The sequence below is a fragment of the Planctomicrobium mucosum genome (assembly GCF_051466335.1).
Lineage (GTDB): Bacteria > Planctomycetota > Planctomycetia > Planctomycetales > Planctomycetaceae > Planctomicrobium.
In genome coordinates, this window is sequence record NZ_CP195793.1 from 2,476,308 (window position 1) to 2,499,674 (window position 23,367).

The window sequence follows — 23,367 nt, forward strand, 5'->3', positions numbered from 1 at the left end:
GAGTTAACCAATGATGACGCGAGGGCGTTTGGTTTCATCTGGTTCTGCCTGACGAATCAGATCATACACAAGCCAGGGGATGTTCCCTTGCCCGAAGAGCAGAAAGTCCAGATTCGTTCGCATTGGACTCTCGTCAGACCACCCGAAGTGAATTTCGATTGGATGTGCTGAATTGGACAGGGATAGCGCAACTGCAGCAATCGCCGGCGCGGTCGCAGTGCAGCGGTCGAGCTTGATCACAAACCTTCCCCCTTCTGGCCGAATGGACATTTGTGGGGACTGGAAAAAGTCGCTGGTGTCTCCCAATTGCACTTCCACAAACACGACAGGGAGCGATTCAGCAATGTGATGCCTCTCGCGAAGGTCTTTTTCCTTATCGTCCAACGAGCGACCTCCGGGACGATGTGGAGCCAGAATAGGAATGTCGACGTGCTGCAAAGAATGCCAAAGGAACTGAGATTCCTGGTCACGAAACTCGAATCCTTCGACACGGAGTTCGGAACTGCGGGCGATTCGGGAGATGATCGAGACAACGACAATCCCGCCGACAAATGCTGAAGCGATCATCAGTCCATCAGGCTTTTCGATCATGATGTCGAACGTTGCGTAGGCGAAGACGAGACTGATCAGAACTGGCATCCAGGGGAAGTTCGCCCATGTCTTCTGTTGATTCTGACGGTATCGGTCAATGGAGACCGCGATGCATCCGCTCAGGATCAGGACCATCACGCCAGTGGCGTAAGCCGCCCCCTGCTCCGCGACATTCGCACGAAAAATCAGAGTCACAATTAAGCAGATCGCTACGATAATGAGAACGAGTGGACGCATGGCTGCAGCCCACCGGGGAGCCATGCCATAGCGGGGAAGGAATCGCGGAATCAGGTTCAGAAGACCTGAAAGTGCACTGGCACCCGCGAACCAGAGTATTGAGATCGTACTGATGTCGTAGATGGTGCCGAACGTGTTCCCGCACCAGTACGCGACCGGATCAGGATTTTGGCCGTGCGCGAGATACGCGAGCGCCCGATTCTCTGCCCGCCCACCCTCTTTCAGTTCTGCTTCAGGAATCAGAAGCGTGATTGCAATGGACGATGCCAGCAGCAGGATGCTCATGATGATTGCGGCCGTGAGCAACAGCTTTTTCGTTCCACGGATGCGTGTCACAGGTTGATCTGGTGGATCCTGCGGAGAGTCTTTCACGAGTGGCATCACAGCGACGCCGGTTTCAAATCCACTCAGTCCCAGAATCAGTTTGGGGAAGTAGAAGGCGCTGATCAGAAGCATGCCCCAGATCGTCAGAGGTCCGGTCTGAACTTCATCAATGGCAATGTGACCCGCTCGCACGTTCTGCCACCATTCGGAGATGAGTTGCGGATGTGTTGCGATATCGTAGAGGGCGTTTGTGAGTAGCAGAATGTTCAGGCTGAGATAGATCGTCACCAGAACGACCGCGACACCGATGACTTCGCGAAAGCCTCTGAGAAATAACGCTCCCAGACTGATGAGCATCAACATTGTGATTCCCATCTGGCTATGCAGAAATTCCGGGGTCTGCTTCCAGAATGGGTTATGGATCAGATGCTCGGAAGCATCTGCGGCAGAGAGCGTGATTGTGATGACGAAGTCGGTCGCTGCAAATCCGAGAAGTACCAACACCAGTATTTTGGCCGTCCAGCCAGAGAGGAGACGTTGCAACATGGCGATCGACCCTTGACCAAAGGGAGATTTCGTTGCAATCTGAAAGTAGATTGGCACTGCCCCAAGCAGGGTTAACGCGACCAAAAAGATCGTGGCGATTGGAGCCAGACGACCAGTGGCGTTGTAAGCAATCGATGGCTGGTAGGCCAAGGTGCTGAAGTAATCGACCCCTGTCAAACAGAGTACCCACAACCAGAACGATTGCGGGTGTTCGGCATGCTTGGGGTGTCGAAGCGGTTGAGACTGACTGTTTGCAGAGATGGTCTTCTGCTGAGAATGCCCAGTAGTGGACATTTGGGTTACCTTAAAAAGACCCCACACACCATGGTGTATCGTGGGGGGCATTCAGTTCAAAATCGAAATTTCGACGACACTGACTATCCGCGGGTCTGTCCATCTCCCCAAGCGACATATTTGTAGCTTGTCAGTTCTTTGAGACCACATGGTCCGCGCGCGTGGAATTTATCGGTGCTGATGCCGATCTCTGCACCCAGTCCGAACTCACCACCATCGTTAAAGCGGGTGCTCGCGTTGACGATGACTGCCGCTGAATCGACTTGTGCCACGAATCGTTGAGCCGCGATGAGATCTTTGGTGACAATCACATCCGTATGGTGCGACCCGTACTCTGTGATGTGATCAATCGCCTGCTCGAGAGAATCAACAACTTTGGCTGAAATCTTCTTGTCGAGGTATTCGGTTCGATAGTCTTCTTCGGTCGCTGGGATCGCTTGAGGAATCGAACTGCGAATCCGCTCATCGCCGCGTATTTCCACGCCCTGTTCAGCCAGCGCTTTGCCAGCGAGGGGAAGGAACTCCTGTGCGATCTCTGCGTGCACGAGGAACGACTCCGCAGCATTGCAGACGCCGAGTCGCTGGCACTTACTATTGATCAGAATCTTCAGTCCCTTTTCGAAGTCTGCAGCACGGTCGACATACACATGACAGACACCATCGAAGTGTTTGATCACCGGCATGAGTGCTTCTTTCGAAACACGTTCGATCAGTGACTTTCCTCCACGAGGAATTGTCACGTCGATGTACTCAGGCATCTTCAGGAAATGGCCAACCGCTTCACGGTCAGTGGTATTGACCATCTGAACGGCGTTCTCTGGAAGTCCATTTGCAATCAGCGTTTCTTTCAGTAATGCGTGAAATGCCAGATTGCTGTGAAGGGCTTCTTTTCCACCCCGCAGAATCACAGCGTTGCCACTCTTCACGCAGAGTGCGGCAGCGTCGGCGGTCACGTTTGGTCGGGATTCGTAGATGAAGAAGACGACTCCCAGCGGGACACGCACCTGAGTGACCATCAATCCATTCGGACGTGGATTGCTTCCAATCACCTCGCCGACCGGATCCGGGAGCAACGCGACTTCTTCCAGTGCTGCTGCGATCTTCTCCAACCCTTTTTCATCCAGTCGGAGCCGATCGATTTCAGCGCTGGTGAGTCCGTACCCCGGGGCTGCTTCCAGATCCTTGGCGTTGGCCGTCATCAACGTTGCCATTTGCTGGCGAATCGCTGCTGCCGAGTCTCGCAGCCATTTGTTTTTCTGTTCGCCACGCGCAATCGACAAAGCACGGGAGGCTTGTTTGGCCTGGCGGGCAACGAGCGTGGTGTATTCCTGGAGGTTCGACATCTGAATCTAATCGTTAATAGTGAGGTCAATAATTTGCGACCGGGACGTTCGTTACTCGTCGTCAGGCCGATGAGGCTCAAACACAGTTCGACGTCGTCGTTCCATGCGACGGACGGTCTCGCGTGACATACGATACAGATACTCCTGTGATCTGACAGGGGCATCATCGGGGTTTCGAATGGCAGTATAAGTGCCATCCGGTTGAAGTAACCAAGCCTTCTGGTTGTCTTCGAAATAGGTATCGAGAATTGTCGAGAGATAGTCACGACAACCTTCGTTTTCCACCGGAACCAGAAGTTCTTTACGTTGATCGAGATTTCGAGCCATCCAGTCTGCGCTCGAAATAAAGAGTTTCTTCTCTCCGCCGTGGTGGAACGAAAGGATGCGGGCGTGCTCAAGAAACCGGTCGACGACACTGACCACTCGGATATTCTCACTCAATCCGGGAACGCCCGGCTTCAGGCAGCAGATTCCGCGAATATTCAAGAGGATTTCCACGCCAGCTTGTGATGCTTCATACAGCCGATTGATCAGCGTCGTGTCCGTCAATGCATTCAGCTTGAGGATGATTCTTGCTTCTTCGCCATCCCTGCAACGCCCGGTTTCTTCATCGATCAACCCTTCGAGCGTATCACGCAATCGCAATGGGGCTGCGGAGAGCTTTCGGTAGCTATAGGGTGGCTGGGAGTATCCCGCGATGGTGTTGAAGAACGACAGTGCATCCATTCCTAAATCTTCGTCGCACGTGAGAAGTGATGCGTCGCTGTAGAGTCGTGCGGTCGACTCGTTGTAGTTTCCGGTTCCGAAGTGCATGTACCGCTGAATTCCGTGCGGTTCGCGGCGGACGACGATACAGACCTTCGCATGAGTCTTCAGCCCTTTGACACCATAGATGACCTGCGCTCCCATCGCTTCCAGTTCACGAGCCTGGCGGAGATTTCTCTCTTCGTCGAATCTCGCTTTCAACTCGAGCAGTACGGTGACGTGTTTCCCGTTCTCGACCGCACGAATCAGTGCTTTGACAATCTGACTGTTGCGGCTGATGCGATACAGCGTTTGCTTGATCGCGATGACGTCCGGGTCGTCAGCGGCTTCTTCGACAAGCCGGACAACTGGTTCATAACTTTCGTATGGATGAAACAGCAGGACGTCCCGATTGGAGAGGATGTCGAACATCAACTCTTCGGATGGAACGTTCGGTGAATTGACTGGTGGCCACGGTTCATCTTTGAGGTTCTCGAATCCGCGACGATTCGCAAGTTCCATGAATCCTCCGAGGTTCACCGGGCCGGGAACGCGGATGACCTCATGGTCCGTGACGGTTAATTGATCTTTGAGGAACTGCACGATTTCCGGGGAAGCGGAATCTTCTATTTCGACTCGAATACATTCTGCCGAAGTTCGGGCACGCAGGACGTCGGCCATATTCAGGGCAAGTCCGTACGGAGTGAGTTCCTGAACTTCGACTTCTGCATTACGCGTAATTCGCAGTGCCACGCATTCTTCGACTTCTTCACCGGGGAAGAAATCGTCGATCGACATCCTCACGATGTCTTCCAGATGCATATATGACAGCCCTTTTTCGGAAGGGACTGTAAAGAATCGTTGCAGCGAACTCGCAAACGGAATTAATGCGAAACGAGACGTCGGCGGTTCAGTTGATTCCGGATCTTCCACCGGAGGAAGTCTGACACAAATCGTCAACATCTGGTTCGGAAGCAGTGGGAATGGAGTTCCAGGATGGATGGCGATCGGAGTGAGAACCGAAAAAAGTTCCTGTTCAAAAATCTGATGAACAAGCCTTTTCTGCACTGTATTCAGCTGTGACGGAAGCAGGCGTTGAATTCCCTGCTCGACGAGCAGGGGCTCAAGCTCATGCAGGTAGCATCGATACTGAGCCGCTACCATGGTTTGGATCCGTTCACGAACGGCAGCAAGTTGTTGACTCGGGGTGAGTCCGGATGGCGCTGGACGCGTCACATCCGCAGCAACCAACAGCGACAGAGCCCCAACTCGAACACGGAAAAATTCATCCAGGTTCGAACTGGTGATGGAGAGAAATTTCAATCTCTCCAAAAGGGGAACGTCTGGATTTGTGGCTTCATTCAGGACCCGCTGATTGAATTCCAACCAACTTAATTCACGGTCGAAATAGGCTGTTGCTGGTTCCACGGACTCATCTCAATTTCTGGATGCTTCAACTGCAAAGCACTGTTGTACACCGTCTTGTGCGAGACTGGGAGCCCTAAACAATGAGAGTTTTGGGCCTAAGCGTCGGAATTCGGGGCGGGGATGATTCTCCGCCGGGATTTCATGAACGAATCGTTATGGGTAGATGGAATGATCTGTTAGTATATTATGCAGCGGAGGTCGTCAGATGGTCTTCATAATAGATCCCGCTCGATGATGTTGACGGAAATACCGAAAACATGGTTTTAAGGGCAAGTCGATGAGAATTGTCGTCCGGATTTTTTTCGCATTCTTAACACTGTCATTACTCGCTTCCAGCATTGGGGTTGCGGACGATTCTCTGATTGTTTTTCCCCAGAATCCGGCTCTGGTCGGTCCTGAGAGTTCTCAGCGATTGCTGCTACAGCGGCAACAGGGAGACGTGATCTCCAGTCAAATTTCAGATGGAGTCGAGTGGACTTCCAGCGACGAGTCTGTCGCGACTGTGAATCAGGATGGAGTTGTTGTTCCTCATCAAAACGGTTCTGCCACGATTTCCGCGAAAGTTGACGGAAAGCTCGTTTCAGTCACCTGCTCCGTGACGCAGATGGACGTGCCACATGAGTGGAATTTTAACAATCACGTTCTCCCGATTCTGACGAAAGCAGGCTGTAACATGGGGGCTTGCCACGGCACCCTCGCAGGAAAAGGGGGCTTTCGGCTGTCGCTGCGCGGGTACGATCCGAATAAGGACTACTTCAACATCGTGCTGCAGGATCGAGGTCGGAGGGTGGAGTTCGCCGATCCGGGCCGCAGCCTGGTCCTGGCAAAGCCATCCGGGGGATTACCTCACAAGGGGGGAGTTCGCATCGATACGGAATCTCGGGATTACCGAATTCTGGCGGAGTGGATTTCTCATGGGGCGCAAGCCTCACCTCAGGGCGCTCCAGTGATTGAGGAAGTCAAAGTGCTGCCGGAAAAGGTCCGCTTGGTGCCGGGGCAGACGCAACAGTTGATCGCAGTTGCCAGTTACAGCGATGGAACAAAAGTCGACGTCACTCAATGGGTGAAGTGGAGTTCTTCAAACGATGCGGTCAGCCAGGTCAATGATCATGGGGTTGTCACTGTCGTCGGGCCGGGTGAAGGGGCGATCACAGGATGGTTCAATTCGCGAGTTTCTGTTGCCCGCGTTCAAGTCCCGTATTCCAATGAACTCCCACAGGATCTGTTTGCGAACCTTCCCGAAAGGAACTTCATCGACGCGGAAATTCACCGGCAGCTTCAGGCTTTGAATCTTCCGCCTTCTCCTCCTTGTGATGATTCCACATTCATTCGCCGGGCGTTTCTGGACACCATCGGAGTTCTGCCGACTGCTGCGGAAGTCCAGAGTTTTCTGGGTGACGCGAATCCAGACAAGAGAGAGAAACTGGTTGATCAGCTTCTCGCTCGTCCGGAATTTGTCGACTATTGGACGTACAAGTGGTCGGATGTGCTGATGCTGAACGGGACGTTGTTGCGCCCGAAGGCAATTGAATCTTACTACAAATGGATTCACGCGCATGTCGAAAAGAACACGCCCTGGGATCTGTTCGTTTCAGAGATCCTGACAGCAAAAGGGGGGAGCTTTGATCAAGGAGCGACGAACTTCTATGCCCTCTTTCAATCTCCGGAAGAAATGACCGAAAACGCGAGTCAGGCGTTTCTCGGATTATCGCTGAACTGCGCGAAGTGCCATGATCATCCGTTGGAAAAATGGACCAATGATCAATACTACGCAATGGCGAATCACTTCGCTCGAGTCCGGGCCAAGGGTTGGGGCGGCGATTTCCGTGGCGGCGACGGCAACAGAACTCTTTTTGTCGCTGACTCCGGTGAACTGGTGCAGCCACGAACAGGAAAGCCACAACTCCCGACGCCGCTCGATGGAACTCCGATCCCGTTAGAGTCGACGGTCGATCGCCGAGAATATCTGGCTCAATGGATGGTTTCTCCAGGAAATCCGTATTTTGCGAAGTCGATCGCGAATCGCGTGTGGGCCAACTTCTTTGGAGCGGGACTCGTCGAGAGCGTCGATGATATGCGCGCTTCCAATCCCCCGAGCAACCAGGTTCTTCTCGACAAAGTGGCAGCGTTCGTTGTTCAGGAAAAATTCAACTTGAAGAGTCTGATGCGAGAAATTCTGCTTTCGAATTCGTATCAGCGTTCTAGCCTGACGATGCCCGGAAACGAACAGGATAAGCGATTCTACTCAACCTATCTGACACGTCGACTTAATGCGGAGGTGCTTCACGATGCCGTTGCTCAGGCGACAGGGGTTCCCACAGAATTTTCGGAGATCGCCTTCCCCGGTGCTGATAAAGAAAAGACGTCGTTTTATCCATTGGGGACCCGAGCAATTCAGTTGTACGACAGCGCAGTCGATTCCTACTTCCTGAAGACATTTGGACGCAATCAGCGGAATATCGTCTGCGAGTGCGAGCGATCCAATGAGCCTAGCATGGTGCAGGTTTTGCATATGTCGAATGGTTCGACAATCAATGAGAAGCTGGAATCCCCGACCGGAATTGTCGCGAAACTGACGTCGAATCTGAATCAGGGCTTGTCGCCGGAATCAGTGATCGATGAAGCCTATCTTGTCACTTTGTCTCGCTATCCGACACCCGCCGAGAGAGCAGGCTTCGTTGCGATCTTGAATGAAGGAAGCGTAGACGATCGTCGCGTCGCTGTGGAGGACCTCTTCTGGGCGTTGGTCACAAGTCGGGAATTTGTCTTCAATCATTGAAGTCAGCAGTGAATTCAATGAGATTGTCGAATTCGGCGAAGAACTGTGATGTTGCAGTCCCTCGTGGCGACTAGATTGACAGGCCCCGGTGTCAAATCGCCCAGGGAGACGTCTCCCTTTCGAAAGATAGGATTCGAAATGTCGGCTCGGTCGGCAATACAACTCTGGGTGGCTGGAACGGCGAGACCACAAGCGATTCTCTCCGTACTTGGAGCGGTTGCTTCTTTCGTCGGGGGGCTCGTTTGCCTCTACGTGACGTACTACCTGCTCTTTTTTTGGGGAGGAGCGATTGCTGGCGTCTTCTTTTCGCCCTCACCGCTGTTTTTCAACACCTTACCCGTTGTCGGGATCGCTTTAATCTTCGTTGCTTACTACTTCGCTGATTATCGCAAGCTCGAGAACCTCCAGTTTGAGCAAGTCGAAAAACTTCAAATAGCTCGAGTCGGGGCGTTCTTCACGGGTTCCAGCTTTCTGAATCTCGCTGCCGGGCCGAAAACAGCCTCTTCTTACGTGAAGATTATCGCCGTCGTGGTTCTGCTATCCCCCGCTCTTCTGGTCCTGTCACTTCGACTCATTGCACGAGCGTGGGCGTTCTATTGCGTTCATTCATCCGAAGTCGGACGAGCACTGTACTGTTTGCTTCGTTCGGAGCAGAGCATTTCCTTCAGTGCAGTGTCCAAAGCTAGTCCGGATCTGGAACCCCAGCAACTTGCGGCTGAACTGAAGTTATTTGATGGGGTGGTGGTGCAGGATGGCCGAAGTTCCTCCTGCTACCTGACTGAGCTTCTTCGTAACGAACTCGTCGAAGCGGTCAAGAAGTCCCGTCAGGCCGAAGCCCCTGCGAAGACTTGATCGACTGTGAGTGATTCAGCAAGGTGCTGACATTGGTTCATCTCGACGCTGGTGTCTGCATTTCTGGTCGGCGTGCTTTCGAAAGATCTTCGAAGTATCGACGAATCAGTCCACTATAGGCCGCATCGCGAGGTCGCTGTGAAGACTCCATCAACTCAGTCTTCAATGTCCCCGGAAGTTTGCCCCAGTCTCGGTCACTGACGCGGCTCATCCCTTCGTTCAGTTCCTGCAAATTTGCTTCCCCGTTAGTCGCAGTATCTGAAGCGTTGGCAGCGGTCGACTCTTTGGATTCTCGTCCTTCGTCCTGTGAGCCTTTGCCGTTTGATCGTTTCCCGCTATTGGCAATTCCCATTTGCTCGGCTGCCTGACGCATATTCTTGGCAGCGTCTCGCAATCGACGGGCTGCTTGTGAAGAATCCCCTTCGGTTTCAGTCCCATTCTTTTGAGAACCGTCCCCCTCTCCTTCTCCCTGCTGCGATCCGTTCTCGGATTCCTGCATTTGATCGCCATCTTCGCTTTTCGCGGTTTCTGATTCCCCGTCCTGATCAGACCCTGCTGGCTGCGTTTCGGAACCCTGTCCACGGGCGAGTACCTGCATCTGCGAAAGTAAAGATCCCGCCTGATTGAGATGCTGAGCCGATTCTGCAACCTGCTGCCCTGCTTCACCCTGAGCGACATGATCTGGTGCCCGGTGCGGGTTTCCTCCGTTTGATGCCTGCCGGGAAAACTTGGCAGCCTCCCGCAAACGGTCCACCGATTTTTGTGCAATTTCGGATGCCGTCCCGGAATTGCCTTGCTGGCTGGTGTTCATTGCATCCTGCTGGAACTGGGAAGCTAACTTTGCCTGTTCCTCCCCTTGTGCTGCGTCATCACCTAACGATGCACGATCGATCTGTTTCAACTTGAGTTGCTCAGTCCGATTTCCGAGTTGTTGAGACAGTCCCTCTGTTTGCTTCTGTAATTGTGCCTGTCGTTGTTCGCGGAACTGCGCTTGCAAGCTTTCTGAGCCTGAAATCTGTTCAATTGCTCGTGCCAGATCCTGCTGGTTTTTGAGTAGTGTTTCAGCCTGAGTGCGAAGTCGCTGCGGAATCGTTCCATCATCTTGTTTGCTGAAACCTTCGATGAGGTTCTGAGCTTTTTGGATGGATTCTGCAGCGGTTTCTTTTGCCCGTTGATAGTTCCCCTGCCCGATCTCGTGGGCAGTGACTCGTGCGACATTCGGGAACTCATGCGATGCCTGATTGGCCAAATCGTTGTTCACGATCACATCCCGGGCATCATCACCGAGTCGCCGTGCTTCATCAGCCAGTTGCTGTTGCGCAGTGACCAACTCTGCCAGATTTAAACTCTCCAACGCAGGGGATTCTGGCTCGCTGTCAGTCATCGATTCCGCAGGAGACGGTGACTCCGAATCCGCTGGAGAGTTCTCCATCGAACCTCTTTCAGAATCGTTGCCTTGAGTCGATGGTGTCGCGGATTGACTTTCCATCTGCTGGGATGTCGTTGATTCTGATGGCTGAGACGCGTCGGCGGCGTCAGTAGCTGGTGCATCAGAATCGCTTTGCTGAGGGGATGGGGCGGCATCACCAGTTGGTTGCGAATCTGAGTGTGCGGGGAGCGTTGACGCAATCTCTTCCGCCAGTTCTTTCTGCTTTTCGATCGTCTTCTGCAACTGATTTTGAATTTCGGCGGAGAACTCTTTTTCCCGCTTCATCTCATCCTGAACATGCTGGGAAGTAAGCTGTTCTTTGAATTGTTCATCGTTGCTATTCGATGAAAATTTCTCAGCCAGTCGTTGGACAGCCTCGTTTGCCGCACGAGTCGAATCCCGACTTTGAGGGAGTCTCTGAGCGGCCAGATGATCAGCAGCTTCCTTCATCCGATCGATGGCCTGTTGGCGAACATCGCGAGTCAGATCCGTGCTTGGAAGCTCAGCGGCAGCGCGGAGAAGCGCCGTCTGAGCTGCCGACATCTGTGTGGTCGTCTCTCTGTTTTCCGACGTCGGCTCGTCATTGAGGTTCTGAGCCTGTTCTGAAAGCTGTTGTTGACGTTGTTTGATCTCCTGCGCCATCGCGACGGGGTCGTTCGGGAGATCCTGATTCTGCATCAGCGCTTCGGCCAGCTTTTCCAGCTTCTCCAGTGCGAACTGATGCTTCTTCATTGACTCTTCAAGATTGCCATGTTCCATTGACTCCCGAGCTTCACGAGTCGGTTTCGTTGCGTTGACGTCAATCTCTTCAGACCAGTCAAGGCGAAGTTTCTGCCCAAGCTCGTGTTCCTGCTGAAGTACTTCATTCTGTTTTTCACGTAAACCGAGTTGCTCGGATTTCTTCTGAGCAGCTTGGCGGTTTGCTTGCGAAAGAGCCTGTTGTTCATTGGCAAGTCGATCTGCCTGTTCGCCGAGCGAAGCAAGTTGATGCTGAAGGTTTTCCCTGGCTCTGACCAGCAGATCGGGGTGCTCCTGGAGAACTCGACCTAGATCCGATTCCAGCTGCGTGTGACGCTCGACCAGCTGTTTGTGGTCTTGTTCCCATTTCTCGTGTTCTGGTGTTTTCGTCGTCCCCTCTGGCTGAGCGATCTGGGTTTGACGCTGAGACAACTCATCAACTTTGTCGGCGAGTTGTTCTGTGTTCTCTGCGAGTCGGTTGAGTTCGAGGAGTTCACGCTGCATCTTCGCAAGATCATGATGTTCCGCTCGTAGCTTTTTGAATTCATCTTCTGCTTTTTGAAGCTGATCTGCGGCTTCAGAGAGTTTTTGCTGCTTTTGTGCAGCCGGGGCCTTTCTTGCTTCATCTGCTTTGGCGGCAGCTTGAGCGAGTTCTTTTTCCGCCAGTTTCTGAACCTTGTCAGCGAGCGGTTCCATGACAGGAGACTGCTCCAGCACTGCGCTCAACTTCTGGGTTTGTTGAGCCAGTTCGCGGATTTTGTCTTCCATGGCTTTGGTTTTGTCATCGCCAGTCCATGCTTCGTTTTTTGCAAACTCCTGTTGTGCCTGATTCTGAAGTTGCCGTGCTGCCTGACGTTGTTTGTCGAGGTCGGTTTTCAGCGACTCCATCGCCTGATCCACGCGATGTTGCTGGTCAGCGAGCGTCTGATCCCCGTATGCCCGAGCATCGTCGCGGATTTGAAGGACTCGGTCTCCGGTCCATGTTTCATTTGGACCCGGGACGGGACGATGATCACTCGCGTATCCCTGCAATCGCACCTGCATCCCATGCTCGACGTTGAGATCACCCAATCGGAGCGTGATGAACGTATCAAGGCCCTTCCTGATCAGTTCTTCAGCGGGGACGGAGATGACCCCGGGATTCTTCACACCACCTCGTACCGCTTCGTAATGTAATTCGACAATAGACAATCCAAAGTCATCGACAGCATGGATTGGAATGTGAATGACGTCATCTGGGCGAGCGGATGCGTGCTGTTCGTTGTCTGCAAATTCAATAATCGGAGGGCGGTCCGGGATAATTGTGAGACGCCGAATCTGTTCATTTCGGGAGATCAGTCCATGCTCGTCTTTTGTCCGAATCACAAAACGTCCCGACGCTCCCTTCAGGGCGGCGAGAGACTGCAGTGATGCGGAATGCCCATCCTCCGAGAGTTTCAGCGGAGTTCTCGAGCGGACAGCCAGACCATCCACGAATTCGGCATCTGTGGAATTCTGAGTTCCAGTTGCGGTTTCGCCGTCAAACCAGAGGAACTCAGCGGATTCGATCGACTTGTTAAATGACATCGTCCATGAAATCAGGCTTTGCTCCAGAACGAGGACTTCCACCGGTACTGCATCGAGATGCTGAGCAGGTTCTCCAGTGTATTCTGGCGGAGTTAAATCAGCAGTGATTTCTGTGATCTCAGGCCGATCGACGACGACGACCGAGTGCAGCCTGGTTCGCGACGAATCTGCCGCGACCTGATAACTGAAGCCTTCGTCCACGCGAGGCAATGTCAGCGTGAATTGAGCTTTTTCTTCATCCCAATCCATTCGTCTCGCTTGACGTTTGCCATTTGACGAAACGAACTCAAACCATGCGGAGTCCGGGAAAGTGCCGACGTGAAAACGCCAGTCGGGAGTAACGACGAAGGTTGTGGCATCTCCACGTCCAATCGTGCGGTCGGGGTTGTCGATTTTCAGAATCAGGTTTTGTGGGCGTTCGTAATTTCCCCAGGGGTTGACGAATCGTTGTAGGAGAATTGCGTATGCATTCGTCGCAAACACAAAGGGAATCACAAGTGCCAGGACGGCGATGCCACCCGCCAGACAGTTTCGCATTGCTCGCCGCGTATCGACTGTTTCCTCGAAGGGAATCTTCTTAGCAAACTCGACGGTCTCATTCAGCAACATTGACTTCATCAACGGAGAGCTGGTTTCATTCCCTCGTTCTGTCTCTTCCTGAAGTTCAATTGTTGAAATGAGACGTTCACGAAGTTCTGGATGAGCAATTTCAACAAAGGCTGCCAGATCATTCGTCTGGTAACGACGGGCGAATGGAAGCAGAACCTTCGCGCCGATCAACACGAGTGCCAACAATGGGACCAGAATGAGGAACGAGATTCGGACTGCCAGTGGGAGTTCGAACAAGTAGTCGAGCAATAGCACGCAACCGAGGGCCAGGCAGGCGAGAAAAATCGTCGCGCCGATTCCAGTGGCGACGGACACGCCAACGATTCGATTTCGCAATCGTTGAAGCTGTTCAGTAAGGATGTCCGGGAGTCTGGCGTCGGCCTTCATAGTTACTCTCGTAAACTTGAGTGTCGCAACAAGTTCGCACCGTGGCTGGAACCTTCGAGGCTACCCGGACAGTGTAACATTTTTGGACGTCGAATCGAGAGGCGATCCAGCATGTGAATCCGAAGGTGGTCGTCGACCGAGAAACTGTGAATGATTTCAGGAACTTCACGAAAAAGTCTCTTGATGTTAGAATGCCCGTCCCCACGTTATTACCGACCCACCGATAAGGAATGAATGTGATTCGAAATTCTCTCGCCATGACCTGCTTCCTGCTGTTTTGGGGGCAGTCAGTCGGCCTTCCTGCGTCCGAATCCGAACCCGCGATCGTCCGAGTAATTGGTGATTGGCAGGTTCAGGTTGAGGTGCCTGCCACGAAGACTCACTCAAAGATTGTGCAGGACCTGACGATTCCGAAACCGGAACTGGTGACCGTCGTTGATGAGCCATTGGGAGTCCTTCCGGTTTATTCACTCGATCAGCCGTTTTGGGGACGTGGTGTTCGACTTGAGAAAATTAAAGCGGAAGCACTGACAGCACCCGATCTCCTCGTTCCGGAGAGCGTCGTCATTCGCACGACAGCAGGCGATGACTCGACGAACATGGAACGTGGAAAAGACTTTGATTTCGAACAACGCTGGGGTGGCCTCGGACGAATTGAAACGGGGAGAATTGGAGCCGACCAACCCGTATTCGCTTCTTATCAGTGCGCTCAGCAGCAACTCAATTCCATCGTGCTGACAGCTGATGGACAGATTCAGTATCGATCGGGAATACCTGTCGCCACACTCGCTACGCCACCGGAACTGGCTGCTGGCGAGCGCCGCCTTGCAAACGTCTGGTTTTCTGTGCAACCAGAAAAGCTCACCGACAAACTGATTTTTCCTCTATTGGAAGAGGCTTACCCGGAACCGGTCGCTGCGTCACCAACACAGATCGAGAAATTCGCTCCCAAAACAATCGCCAAGATCCGATCGGGAGAACCCGTCAAAATCCTCGCATGGGGAGATAGTGTGACTGAAGGGCTCTATCTGGCAAATCCTGCGACAGAACATTGGCAGCAACAATTCGTCGCGCGACTTCGAGAGCGATTTCCCGATGCCAAGATCGAACTTGTTACGGAAGCATGGGGAGGTCGCACGACAGGTGCCTACTTCGCTGTCCCGCCCGGGGAACTCCACAACTATCAGGAAACCGTTCTGGATGTGAAGCCGGATCTCATCATCAGCGAGTTTGTGAATGATGCATATCTCTCACCTGAACAGGTCGAGACTCGGTATTCCCGGATTCTGGACGATTTCAACAAGATCGGGGCTGAGTGGGTGATCCTTACCCCGCATTACGTTCGACCAGATTGGATGGGGTTGGATGGTGAAAAAAATGTTGACGACGACCCTCGCCCTTACGTGCATGGATTGCGTGAATTCTCAAAGAAACATGACGTCGCCCTCGCCGATGCAGCCCTGCGGTACGGGCGCATGTGGAGACAGGGAATCCCTCACAACAGCCTGATGCACAATTGCATTAATCACCCTTCACCTGCCGGATTGAAGCTGTTCGCAGATGCGCTCATGGAGATTTTCCCAGAGAAATAAGTGCGAGAGTCAGGGCTCTGAGAGGCGACGGCGATGTCAACAATCTGAGAGTTGTGCTCGCAGAGGACGCCGAACTTCGAGGAAGTCCATTCAGATCCAATTGCTCCGACGACTTCAGAGAAAATTAAAATCGTTGGTCAACAAAAAACGAGGGACGCTGCAATGTGTGGCGTCCCTCGTTTCGTTTTTCTTGAATCGCGATGCGACTCAATGCGTCGCCTGCAAGAGCAGCCTGTTGATCAGGCGCGGTCTCGGAGGCTCCGATAGGCTCGAATCAGTTGGTTCGTCGAACTGTCGTGATGGAGTTCTGGGTCGGATGAGCTTTCCAGTTCGGGGACAATGCGGTTCGCGAGCACTTTCCCGAGTTCCACTCCCCACTGATCAAACGAGTTCACATTCCAGATCACTCCCTGCGCGAACACGATGTGTTCGTACAGCGCGACGAGTTTTCCGAGCACCGCTGGAGTGAGTCTGTCGATCAGGATTGTGTTCGATGGGCGATTTCCTGCGAACGTACGATGCGGGACCAGCCAGTCCGGATTTCCTTCCGCTTTTACTTCCTCTGCTGATTTTCCAAACGCAAGGGCTTCCGATTGCGCGAGCACATTCGCGATTAAGATGTCATGATGCCGGCCCAGTGGAGTGAGCGCATTCGCAAAGGCAATGAAGTCGCAGGGAATGAGGTGGGTTCCCTGATGAATGAGTTGATAGAACGAATGCTGGCCGTTTGTTCCAGGCTCACCCCAGTAAATCGGGCTGGTGGCGTAGTTGACAGGCTGGCTGTTCATCGTCACAGATTTCCCGTTGCTCTCCATTGTCAGTTGCTGGAGATAAGCCGGGAATCGCTTCAAGTATTGTTCGTATGGAAGAATCGCGATTGTCGATACGCCGAAGAAGTTGCAATACCAGACGGATAGCAACGCCATGATGATGGGCAGATTCTCCTCGAGTGGAGCAGTGCGGAAATGGGCGTCCATTTCGTGGAAGCCGCTCAGCAACTCACGGAATTGATCCGGCCCAAGAGCGATCATTGTCGAGAGACCGATTGCAGAATCCATCGAGTAGCGACCGCCAACCCAATCCCAGAAGCCAAACATGTTCTGGGTATCAATGCCGAATTCGGATACTTTGGCTGCATTCGTCGACACCGCAACGAAATGCTTGGCAACCGCAGCGACATCTCCTTTCACTGAGGAGAGCAGCCAATCTCGTGCACTGTTGGCGTTGGTCATGGTTTCAATCGTGGTGAATGTTTTTGACGCCACGATAAACAACGTTTCTGCAGGATCGAGATCGATGGTTGCCTCCACGAAATCGGAACCATCGACATTCGACACAAACCGGAACGTCAAATTGCGGTCGCTGTAGTGTTTGAGGGCTTCATAGGCCATCACCGGCCCTAGGTCGGAACCACCAATTCCGATGTTGACGACGTTGCGAATACGACGACCTGTGTGCCCTTTCCACTCACCGCTTCGAATGCGGTCCGCGAAGCCGGCCATTTTATCGAGGACCGCATGGACGTCGGGAACGACGTTTTCGGAGTCGACGAGAATTGACGCGTCGCGTGGTGCGCGAAGAGCAGTATGAAGGACCGCTCGGTCTTCAGTAATGTTGATCTTCTCTCCAGAGAACATCGCATTGATTCTGTCTTTCAGTTTGCAGCTTTCTGCAAGTTGAAAGAGCAGTGGCATGGTCTCTTCGGTAATGCGGTTCTTGGAATAGTCCAGAGTCAATCCAAGTGCGTTGACGGTGAATTTTTCTGCGCGCGCAGGATCCTGTGTGAACAACTCCTTCATGTGAAGATGTTGCACGGCAGAAGCATGGTTTTCGAGCGTCTTCCAATGAGTACCGGAAGTCAATTCAGGCGCATGCACTGTCATGGATCGAAGCTTTCAATTAGAAATTGGGTGAGACAATGAACTGAAGGAACGATTTCCAGCAATTGATTTGACGAGCGCTCGTCTCATTTCTGAAGTACTTTCGAACTTGTTGAAACGATACCAAGGAATATTCCGGCGTCCTATCGAAACGGCGTGTTTTCAGATCGCTGAGAAACAAGCCCACCAGACGCTTCGTCACGATCGATACTGCTTGATTTAGTGGTCTTCGCCATTTGGTTTTGTAGCTGAAGGGCTGCTGACCAGACCTCAATATCAGAATTTTGCAGAGTCACGCAGCTTTTCAATTCTCAATTTATCGAGAATCTGAAAAGTTCGATCAATCACCGCAGCTATTTACACGAGCTGCGGAGCGTTCATGCGTCACCTCAAAGGCATTGTGGGAAGGTCGACGTGAAGAGGCTCTCGTCCAGTTCCCAGTACCAGTTTGTTCGGGCATAGGTCATACTCTGTGGATCAATCCGATTCCAGATCGCCTCAAATTTCCAGTGGTCGACTCATGAAACTTCGAACGCACAAGAACTCCATCCGGATTCGCATCGATCAAAGAGATTTATCGACACTGGCAGAAGAACGATGCCTGACGGAGCGCATCGAGTTTGGAGCGTCGCCCGCCGAGCATTTCAGCTACAGCCTGATTTTGGATTCTGCATCGAATGGAGTTCTCTGCGCTCGTTATGAAAATGGAGAGCTTCAGGTCAGAATTTCGACAGATCATCTGAATGAGTGGCTGACGACGGATCGCGTCTCTTTCGCTGCCGAGCAGCAGATCTCAGGCGGCGTGCTGAGTATTTTGATCGAGAAGGATTTCAAATGTCTGGATCGTGCTCCTGGACAAGAGGCGTCCGATCTCTATGCATTTCCGAATCCTTCCCAATTCTGTCGACCCAAAGAAAATCCGGAGTCCGACTGCGAACAGGCGAACTCCGGTGAGCAGGGCGATCACTAAAACGGGAATTCCTCGGTCTTCTGTTTTCCCATCTCTTGAGCGACGATTTTTCCGAAACTTGCACTTAAACGGACAAGTTGAACCACGCGAGTATCAAGAACTTCCATCCTCTTCTGTGGAGTGACAACAGCAACGAACGGAAGACAGACCTCCTTGACCAGCAATGGGTTTCCTGAGTCCGCAGGTTTCATTTTCAAACGAACGAGTTCGTCCGGCGGAAGCCTGGAGCATTCCCCCCACATGAACGAAGGAAATTCAATCGTTCGGGTGAAGACTGAAACGTAGTCTCCGCAACGGATCTCTTCCGAAGCCAGTGACCGTGAGAGTGTCAATTCGCCCGTTGACTTGAGTTCCTCTTTTTTGAGTTTGGTTTTCATTTTGCGATCGTGAAGGTTGATGTCATCGCGGAAAAACCGAATGAGACGCGATGGGTTCGACACGCAGCGAGGTCGTCGGGTTCGTGGGAATTAGGAGTTTCTGGCACTGAACGGGCGAAACGATAGAATCTCAGAAAAAGCGTGTGAAAGAAGTTCATGAACAAGGCATTTGTCAGAGAGCCAGATGATGACGGGCGGGCGTTTTGTCCTCGCTGTGGCTCATTGGGGACTTCTGTCATTGCTGCGACTCTCGACGCTCACATTCAGACGGAATTCCGCATGAAGATTGGGGGCACTGGATGGTACTGCCAATATCCCCCCTGCTCTATCGCCTACTTTGATCAACTTGGAGGGCTGACGACGACCGAAGAGTTGAATGGCCCTGTCTATCCAAAGTCTACGTCCGCACCGATCTGTGCGTGCTTTCAATTTGATCTCTCTGAAATTGAAGAAGACATTCTGGATGGCTCACCATCACGCATTCGGGAACTCCTGAAGAAATCGGAGTCAGAGGCAGCGAATTGCGGGAGACTGGCCGCTGATGGACGATGCTGCATCACGGAGGTGAAGCGGATATATATCCGCTTGAAGGAACAACGAAACCAGATGTAATCAGCACAGGATTCCGACTGCAGAAGTCGGTTTAAACTGCTGAATGAGAATGCAACAGAATGAGTCAGGGTCATGCAGAAACGTGTTCATTCAAATGAGATCAGCCGATGCCCGTGGGCCAAGGGAGAGCAATATTGTGATTATCATGACCAGGAATGGGGAGTGCCCGTCCATGATGACGCCTTGCTCTTTGAGATGCTGATGTTAGAGGGGTCGCAAGCGGGCTTAAGCTGGGAAACGGTCCTCAAGAAACGTGAGGCTTACCGGGAAGCTTACGACCAGTTTGATCCACAGCGAATGTCGCGATACACGCAAAAGAAATTCGACAAGCTGATGCTGAATCCGGGGATCATTCGCAATCGATTGAAGATCGAATCGACCGTCCGCAATGCTGTGGCGTTCCTTGAAATTCAGAAGGAATTTGGCAGTTTCGATCGGTACATCTGGCGTTTTGTCGGGGGAAGCACAATCCAGAATCGCTGGGATGAATTCAAATCGGTTCCCACTTCCACGCCAGAGTCTGACGCAATGAGCAAAGACCTGAAACGACGGGGATTCAATTTTGTGGGAAGCACGATCTGCTATGCGTACATGCAAGCCGTTGGCATGGTGAATGACCATCTCACCAGTTGTTTCAGGCACTCGGAACTCACGTAAGCGAGCGAATCGGACAATTAAAAGCGGACGACTCGTGAAGTCGTCCGCTTTTAATTGGTCCTGTCTGTGACCAATGTGCTGGGGGAATGAATCTCACTGCGTTTGGGGTGTCGGTTCATCACTTGCCACGACCGACTGAACGCAGAAGTCTCGTTCGCTCCGCTCTAGTCATGCATGCCCGCACGTTCCATGCGTTTAGCGATTGACTTCAACTTCTGGGAGATTACGGCGTTTTCTGGGTCACGTTTCAGGACAAACTGAAAGTGCAGCAATGCTGAACGCAAGTCGCCACGTTGGAGCTGAATGTCTGCAAACAGAGTTCGAGCAGTCAGAGATTGCGGGTCCAGTTGAAGTGCCTGACGAAGACAATCAAAAGAAGGTGTCTCGTCTCCCATCAGCCAAAGAGCTTCGCTCATGGCGGTCCAACTATCGACGTTGAACGGGTTCATCCGAATTGCTTCTTCAATGGCATCGACGGCATTGGCGAGCTTCCGGGACTTCAGATAAGCAAAGCCTAGATTGTGGTGGAAATCTGCCCGGGTAGAGTCGATTCGAATCGCAGTGCGAAAGAGTGGGATTGAGGCCTCGACTGGTCCTTGTCGAAACGCGATTTCACCCATGAGATTCCAAGCCTGTGAATCTTCGGAATTCTTTTCCAGCAAGGACTGGCAAATTCTTTCGGCTCTCTTGAGATCGCCGTCTTCCATGCATTCGCGAGCCTGGTTCAGCAACTCGCTCGGTTCATCGCTGGAAATGGAATATTGTTGACGGTGAAGGACGGGACTCTCTGAAACGCTGATTTGCGCAACATCGTCAGAACGATCAACCACGCGGGATTCTCCGGCAGGATTTGCATCCTCCAACTCCACTTTCTGCATCCGTGCTGAAAAGTTTGTTGGATTACAAGTAGTATCGGCGTTCTCCCGAAAAGATGTGGTGTTTTTTCCCATCTTCTCGAAGTCAACGACGGGATTCCGAAGGCGTTCTTCGTCCGCGTATGAGATGGCTCAGCGTTGATTGGTCAACGGCTTTTGATGAGTTGTTTTGGGACTCGCTTCTTTACTCAGATTTGGGACGAGGGACTCGTCCGCGAGAGCTTCCACCGGATCCCTTACGGCCTCGCTTCCCTTTCTGACCTCGCTCTTTGCGTCCGGAACCTGCGAATCCCGCGGTCCCTTCGTCACCGGCCAGAACTTCTTCCCCCGCATTCATCTTGCGCTGCAGATCGGTAATTCGGTCGCGCAATGACGCTGCTCGTTCGAACTCGAGATTTTCGGCGGCATCCATCATTTCCTTCTCAAGAGCGGAGAGATACTCCTGAGTGACATATTGGACTTCGTTCCGGACGCCGGAAGCCTGCTGTTCTATCTTCCTCGCGGAGATCTCATCTTCGATTCCTCGTTTAATCGCTTTGCGGACTGTTTGCGGGGTGATTCCGTGTTCCTCGTTGTAAGCCAGCTGGATCTGTCGACGGCGATTTGTTTCGTCGATAGCCCGCTGCATACTTTCGGTGACAGTATCTGCATACAGAATGACTTCGGCGTTCACATTCCGGGCCGAACGTCCGATCGTCTGGATCAGACTGGTTTCGCTGCGAAGAAATCCCTCTTTGTCGGCGTCGAGGATACAGACGAGTGACACTTCGGGAAGGTCGAGTCCTTCTCGAAGAAGATTGACTCCAATCAGTGCATCGAACTTCCCCTCTCGCAATTCTCGCAGGACTTCCACCCGCTCAATTGCATCCAGCTCGCTATGCAACCATTCACAGCGTATCCCTTCCTCCTTGAGATAACTGACGAGGTCTTCCGAAAGTCTCTTCGTCAGAGTGGTGACAAGTGTTCGTTCGCCGCGTTCAGTTCGCTCTTGAATTTTTTGCATCAAATGGGGAATCTGACCACGTGCGGATTGAATCACGACCACGGGGTCAACAAGACCGGTCGGCCGAATGATCTGTTGAACGATTTCTCCTTCGGACTGCTCCAGTTCCCAGTCTGCTGGAGTTGCAGAAACGAGAATCGTCTGGCCGCGCCGTTGATCCCATTCCTCGAATTTCATCGGGCGATTGTCCAGCGCCATCGGGAGACGAAATCCGTGGTCGACCAGAGTTCGTTTCCGCGCCTGGTCACCGTTGTACATTGCACGAATCTGCGGAACCGTCTGGTGCGATTCGTCGACGACGAAAAGAAAATCGTCAGGAAAGAAGTCGTACAATGTCGCGGGAGCTTCCCCCTTTTTTCTTTTTGCGAGTGCACGTGAATAGTTTTCGATTCCGGGGCAAAACCCTGCTTCCTTGAGCAACTCCATGTCGTGCCGGGTGCGCGCTGCGAGTCGCTGCGCTTCGAGTAGTTTCCCCTCTTTCTGGAACAGGGCTAATTGCTGATTCAGTTCCTCTTCGATCTCCTGCATTGCCTCTTCGATTCGGGACTGTGGAAGGACGAAGTGCTTGGCAGGATAGACGTAGATTTCCTGAAGATTTTTGCTGCTGGCTCCAGTGAGTGGATCGATGATGGAGAGTTTTTCAACTTCGTCTCCCCATAGCTCAATGCGGTAGGCGAACTCTTCATAAGCTGGCCAGACTTCGATGACGTCTCCACGGACGCGAATCTTTCCACGCTGGAAATCGTAGTCATTTCGGGAGTAGTGGATGTCGACGAACTTCATCAAGAGTTTGTCACGATCGACGGTTTTTCCGACGTGCAGCGGGACCATCATTTCCAGATAGTCCTTCGGGGATCCCAGTCCGTAAATACACGAGACACTCGCAACAACAATCACATCTCGACGAGAGACCAATGCGCTGGTCGCGAGCAAGCGGAGACGGTCGATCTCTTCGTTGATGCTGGAATCTTTTTCGATGTAGATATCACGCTGTGGGATGTACGCTTCGGGCTGGTAGTAGTCGTAGTAGCTGACGAAGTACGCGACGGCATTGTTGGGAAAGAATTCCCGAAACTCTCCATACAGCTGAGCAGCGAGCGTTTTATTGTGGGCAAGAATCAACGTGGGACGTTGCACTTGCTGAATGACATTCGCAATGGTGAACGTCTTCCCTGTTCCGGTCGCTCCAAGCAGCACCTGCGACCTCTTCCCATCTTCCAACCCATTGATCAGTGACTCGATCGCCTTTGGTTGATCTCCCGCCGGTGAAAACTCGGAAACAAGTTCAAACTGCGGCATGAGAGATTCTCTTCTTTTCTGTTTTCGCTACACCCGAAATCAGGTGATCCGAAGGGAGCGCCTGACCGATCTGGATGATAGCAGGAATTGATGTCCTGTACAAAAGTATCGTGTGATTCCGCCACTGCAGAAGAACCTGACGGCAGACGCAAAGTCTGATTTCTCATCACCGCAGGGAAGATTCGTTGCTCAAAAAGATCAACTTGCCTGCCCTTCGGTAGCAACGCAACTTGCG

14 protein-coding genes are annotated in these 23,367 nt (G+C 52.4%); 6 read left to right on the plus strand and 8 right to left on the minus strand.

What is annotated here, in order from left to right; genetic code table 11:
• Nucleotides 1-3 precede the first annotated feature (3 nt).
• From SH668x_RS10025 to ppk1, 3 genes are all read right to left on the minus strand, one after another.
• Nucleotides 4-1,992, minus strand: coding sequence for an amino acid transporter (locus tag SH668x_RS10025; protein WP_437184917.1), 1,989 nt, complete (start codon nt 1,990-1,992; stop codon nt 4-6).
• An 83-nt stretch (nt 1,993-2,075) separates the two neighbouring features.
• On the minus strand, nt 2,076-3,335 hold the full coding sequence (locus tag SH668x_RS10030; RefSeq protein ID WP_437184918.1) for a glutamate-5-semialdehyde dehydrogenase: 1,260 nt from the start codon (nt 3,333-3,335) through the stop codon (nt 2,076-2,078).
• A gap of 51 nt (nt 3,336-3,386) precedes the next feature.
• On the minus strand, nt 3,387-5,507 hold the full coding sequence (gene ppk1, locus SH668x_RS10035) for a polyphosphate kinase 1 (RefSeq protein WP_437184919.1): 2,121 nt from the start codon (nt 5,505-5,507) through the stop codon (nt 3,387-3,389).
• A gap of 277 nt (nt 5,508-5,784) precedes the next feature.
• Between ppk1 and SH668x_RS10040 the strand changes: the two genes are divergently transcribed.
• Both SH668x_RS10040 and SH668x_RS10045 read left to right on the plus strand, forming a co-directional pair.
• A complete protein-coding gene (locus tag SH668x_RS10040; RefSeq protein WP_437184920.1) occupies nt 5,785-8,286 on the plus strand; it encodes a DUF1549 domain-containing protein in 2,502 nt (833 codons plus the stop codon).
• Between the two features lie 138 nt (nt 8,287-8,424).
• A complete protein-coding gene (locus SH668x_RS10045; RefSeq protein WP_437184921.1) occupies nt 8,425-9,138 on the plus strand; it encodes a hypothetical protein in 714 nt (237 codons plus the stop codon).
• 37 nt (nt 9,139-9,175) lie between these two features.
• On the opposite strand, the gene SH668x_RS10050 is transcribed toward SH668x_RS10045, so the two are convergent.
• The gene (locus tag SH668x_RS10050; RefSeq protein ID WP_437184922.1) at nt 9,176-13,867 is read right to left on the minus strand and encodes a hypothetical protein; all 4,692 of its coding nucleotides are present in this window, start codon (nt 13,865-13,867) and stop codon (nt 9,176-9,178) included.
• A 236-nt stretch (nt 13,868-14,103) separates the two neighbouring features.
• Here SH668x_RS10050 and SH668x_RS10055 point away from each other — a divergent pair, with 236 nt between their 5' ends.
• Nucleotides 14,104-15,459, plus strand: coding sequence for an SGNH/GDSL hydrolase family protein (locus SH668x_RS10055; protein ID WP_437184923.1), 1,356 nt, complete (start codon nt 14,104-14,106; stop codon nt 15,457-15,459).
• A gap of 239 nt (nt 15,460-15,698) precedes the next feature.
• Here SH668x_RS10055 and pgi read toward each other — a convergent pair whose 3' ends face one another.
• On the minus strand, nt 15,699-17,342 hold the full coding sequence (gene pgi / locus SH668x_RS10060) for a glucose-6-phosphate isomerase (RefSeq protein WP_437184924.1): 1,644 nt from the start codon (nt 17,340-17,342) through the stop codon (nt 15,699-15,701).
• A 517-nt stretch (nt 17,343-17,859) separates the two neighbouring features.
• Between pgi and SH668x_RS10065 the strand changes: the two genes are divergently transcribed.
• Nucleotides 17,860-18,309, plus strand: a complete 450-nt coding sequence (locus SH668x_RS10065; protein WP_437184925.1) for a DUF7009 family protein — start codon at nt 17,860-17,862, stop codon at nt 18,307-18,309.
• On the opposite strand, the gene SH668x_RS10070 is transcribed toward SH668x_RS10065, so the two are convergent.
• The gene (locus tag SH668x_RS10070) at nt 18,306-18,686 is read right to left on the minus strand and encodes a hypothetical protein (RefSeq protein WP_437184926.1); all 381 of its coding nucleotides are present in this window, start codon (nt 18,684-18,686) and stop codon (nt 18,306-18,308) included. The genes SH668x_RS10065 and SH668x_RS10070 overlap by 4 nt on opposite strands.
• Nucleotides 18,687-18,842: 156 nt before the next feature.
• On the opposite strand from SH668x_RS10070, the gene SH668x_RS10075 reads away from it, so the two are divergent.
• Nucleotides 18,843-19,298, plus strand: coding sequence for a hypothetical protein (locus tag SH668x_RS10075; RefSeq protein WP_437184927.1), 456 nt, complete (start codon nt 18,843-18,845; stop codon nt 19,296-19,298).
• A gap of 72 nt (nt 19,299-19,370) precedes the next feature.
• Nucleotides 19,371-19,955: a DNA-3-methyladenine glycosylase I gene (locus tag SH668x_RS10080; protein WP_437184928.1), complete on the plus strand. Its 585-nt coding sequence runs from the start codon at nt 19,371-19,373 to the stop codon at nt 19,953-19,955.
• A gap of 164 nt (nt 19,956-20,119) precedes the next feature.
• Here SH668x_RS10080 and SH668x_RS10085 read toward each other — a convergent pair whose 3' ends face one another.
• Together SH668x_RS10085 and uvrB are read right to left on the minus strand one after the other, a co-directional pair.
• Entirely contained in the window at nt 20,120-20,785 is a 666-nt protein-coding gene (locus SH668x_RS10085; protein ID WP_437184929.1) for a tetratricopeptide repeat protein, read from the minus strand.
• Between the two features lie 229 nt (nt 20,786-21,014).
• Nucleotides 21,015-23,132 (minus strand): excinuclease ABC subunit UvrB, encoded by a 2,118-nt coding sequence (gene uvrB / locus SH668x_RS10090; RefSeq protein WP_437184930.1) that lies wholly within the window; start codon nt 23,130-23,132, stop codon nt 21,015-21,017.
• Between the last annotated feature and the right edge of the window lie 235 nt (nt 23,133-23,367).

Coding starts and splice junctions, on each gene's coding strand:
- pgi (WP_437184924.1), bottom strand. CDS start 17,342: ATGACAGTGCATGCGCCTGAATTGACTTCCGGTACTCATTGGAAGACG.
- uvrB (WP_437184930.1), bottom strand. CDS start 23,132: ATGCCGCAGTTTGAACTTGTTTCCGAGTTTTCACCGGCGGGAGATCAA.
- SH668x_RS10080 (WP_437184928.1), top strand. CDS start 19,371: ATGCAGAAACGTGTTCATTCAAATGAGATCAGCCGATGCCCGTGGGCC.
- SH668x_RS10025 (WP_437184917.1), bottom strand. CDS start 1,992: ATGTCCACTACTGGGCATTCTCAGCAGAAGACCATCTCTGCAAACAGT.
- SH668x_RS10040 (WP_437184920.1), top strand. CDS start 5,785: ATGAGAATTGTCGTCCGGATTTTTTTCGCATTCTTAACACTGTCATTA.
- SH668x_RS10045 (WP_437184921.1), top strand. CDS start 8,425: ATGTCGGCTCGGTCGGCAATACAACTCTGGGTGGCTGGAACGGCGAGA.
- SH668x_RS10065 (WP_437184925.1), top strand. CDS start 17,860: ATGAAACTTCGAACGCACAAGAACTCCATCCGGATTCGCATCGATCAA.
- SH668x_RS10070 (WP_437184926.1), bottom strand. CDS start 18,686: ATGAAAACCAAACTCAAAAAAGAGGAACTCAAGTCAACGGGCGAATTG.
- SH668x_RS10075 (WP_437184927.1), top strand. CDS start 18,843: ATGAACAAGGCATTTGTCAGAGAGCCAGATGATGACGGGCGGGCGTTT.
- SH668x_RS10050 (WP_437184922.1), bottom strand. CDS start 13,867: ATGAAGGCCGACGCCAGACTCCCGGACATCCTTACTGAACAGCTTCAA.
- SH668x_RS10030 (WP_437184918.1), bottom strand. CDS start 3,335: ATGTCGAACCTCCAGGAATACACCACGCTCGTTGCCCGCCAGGCCAAA.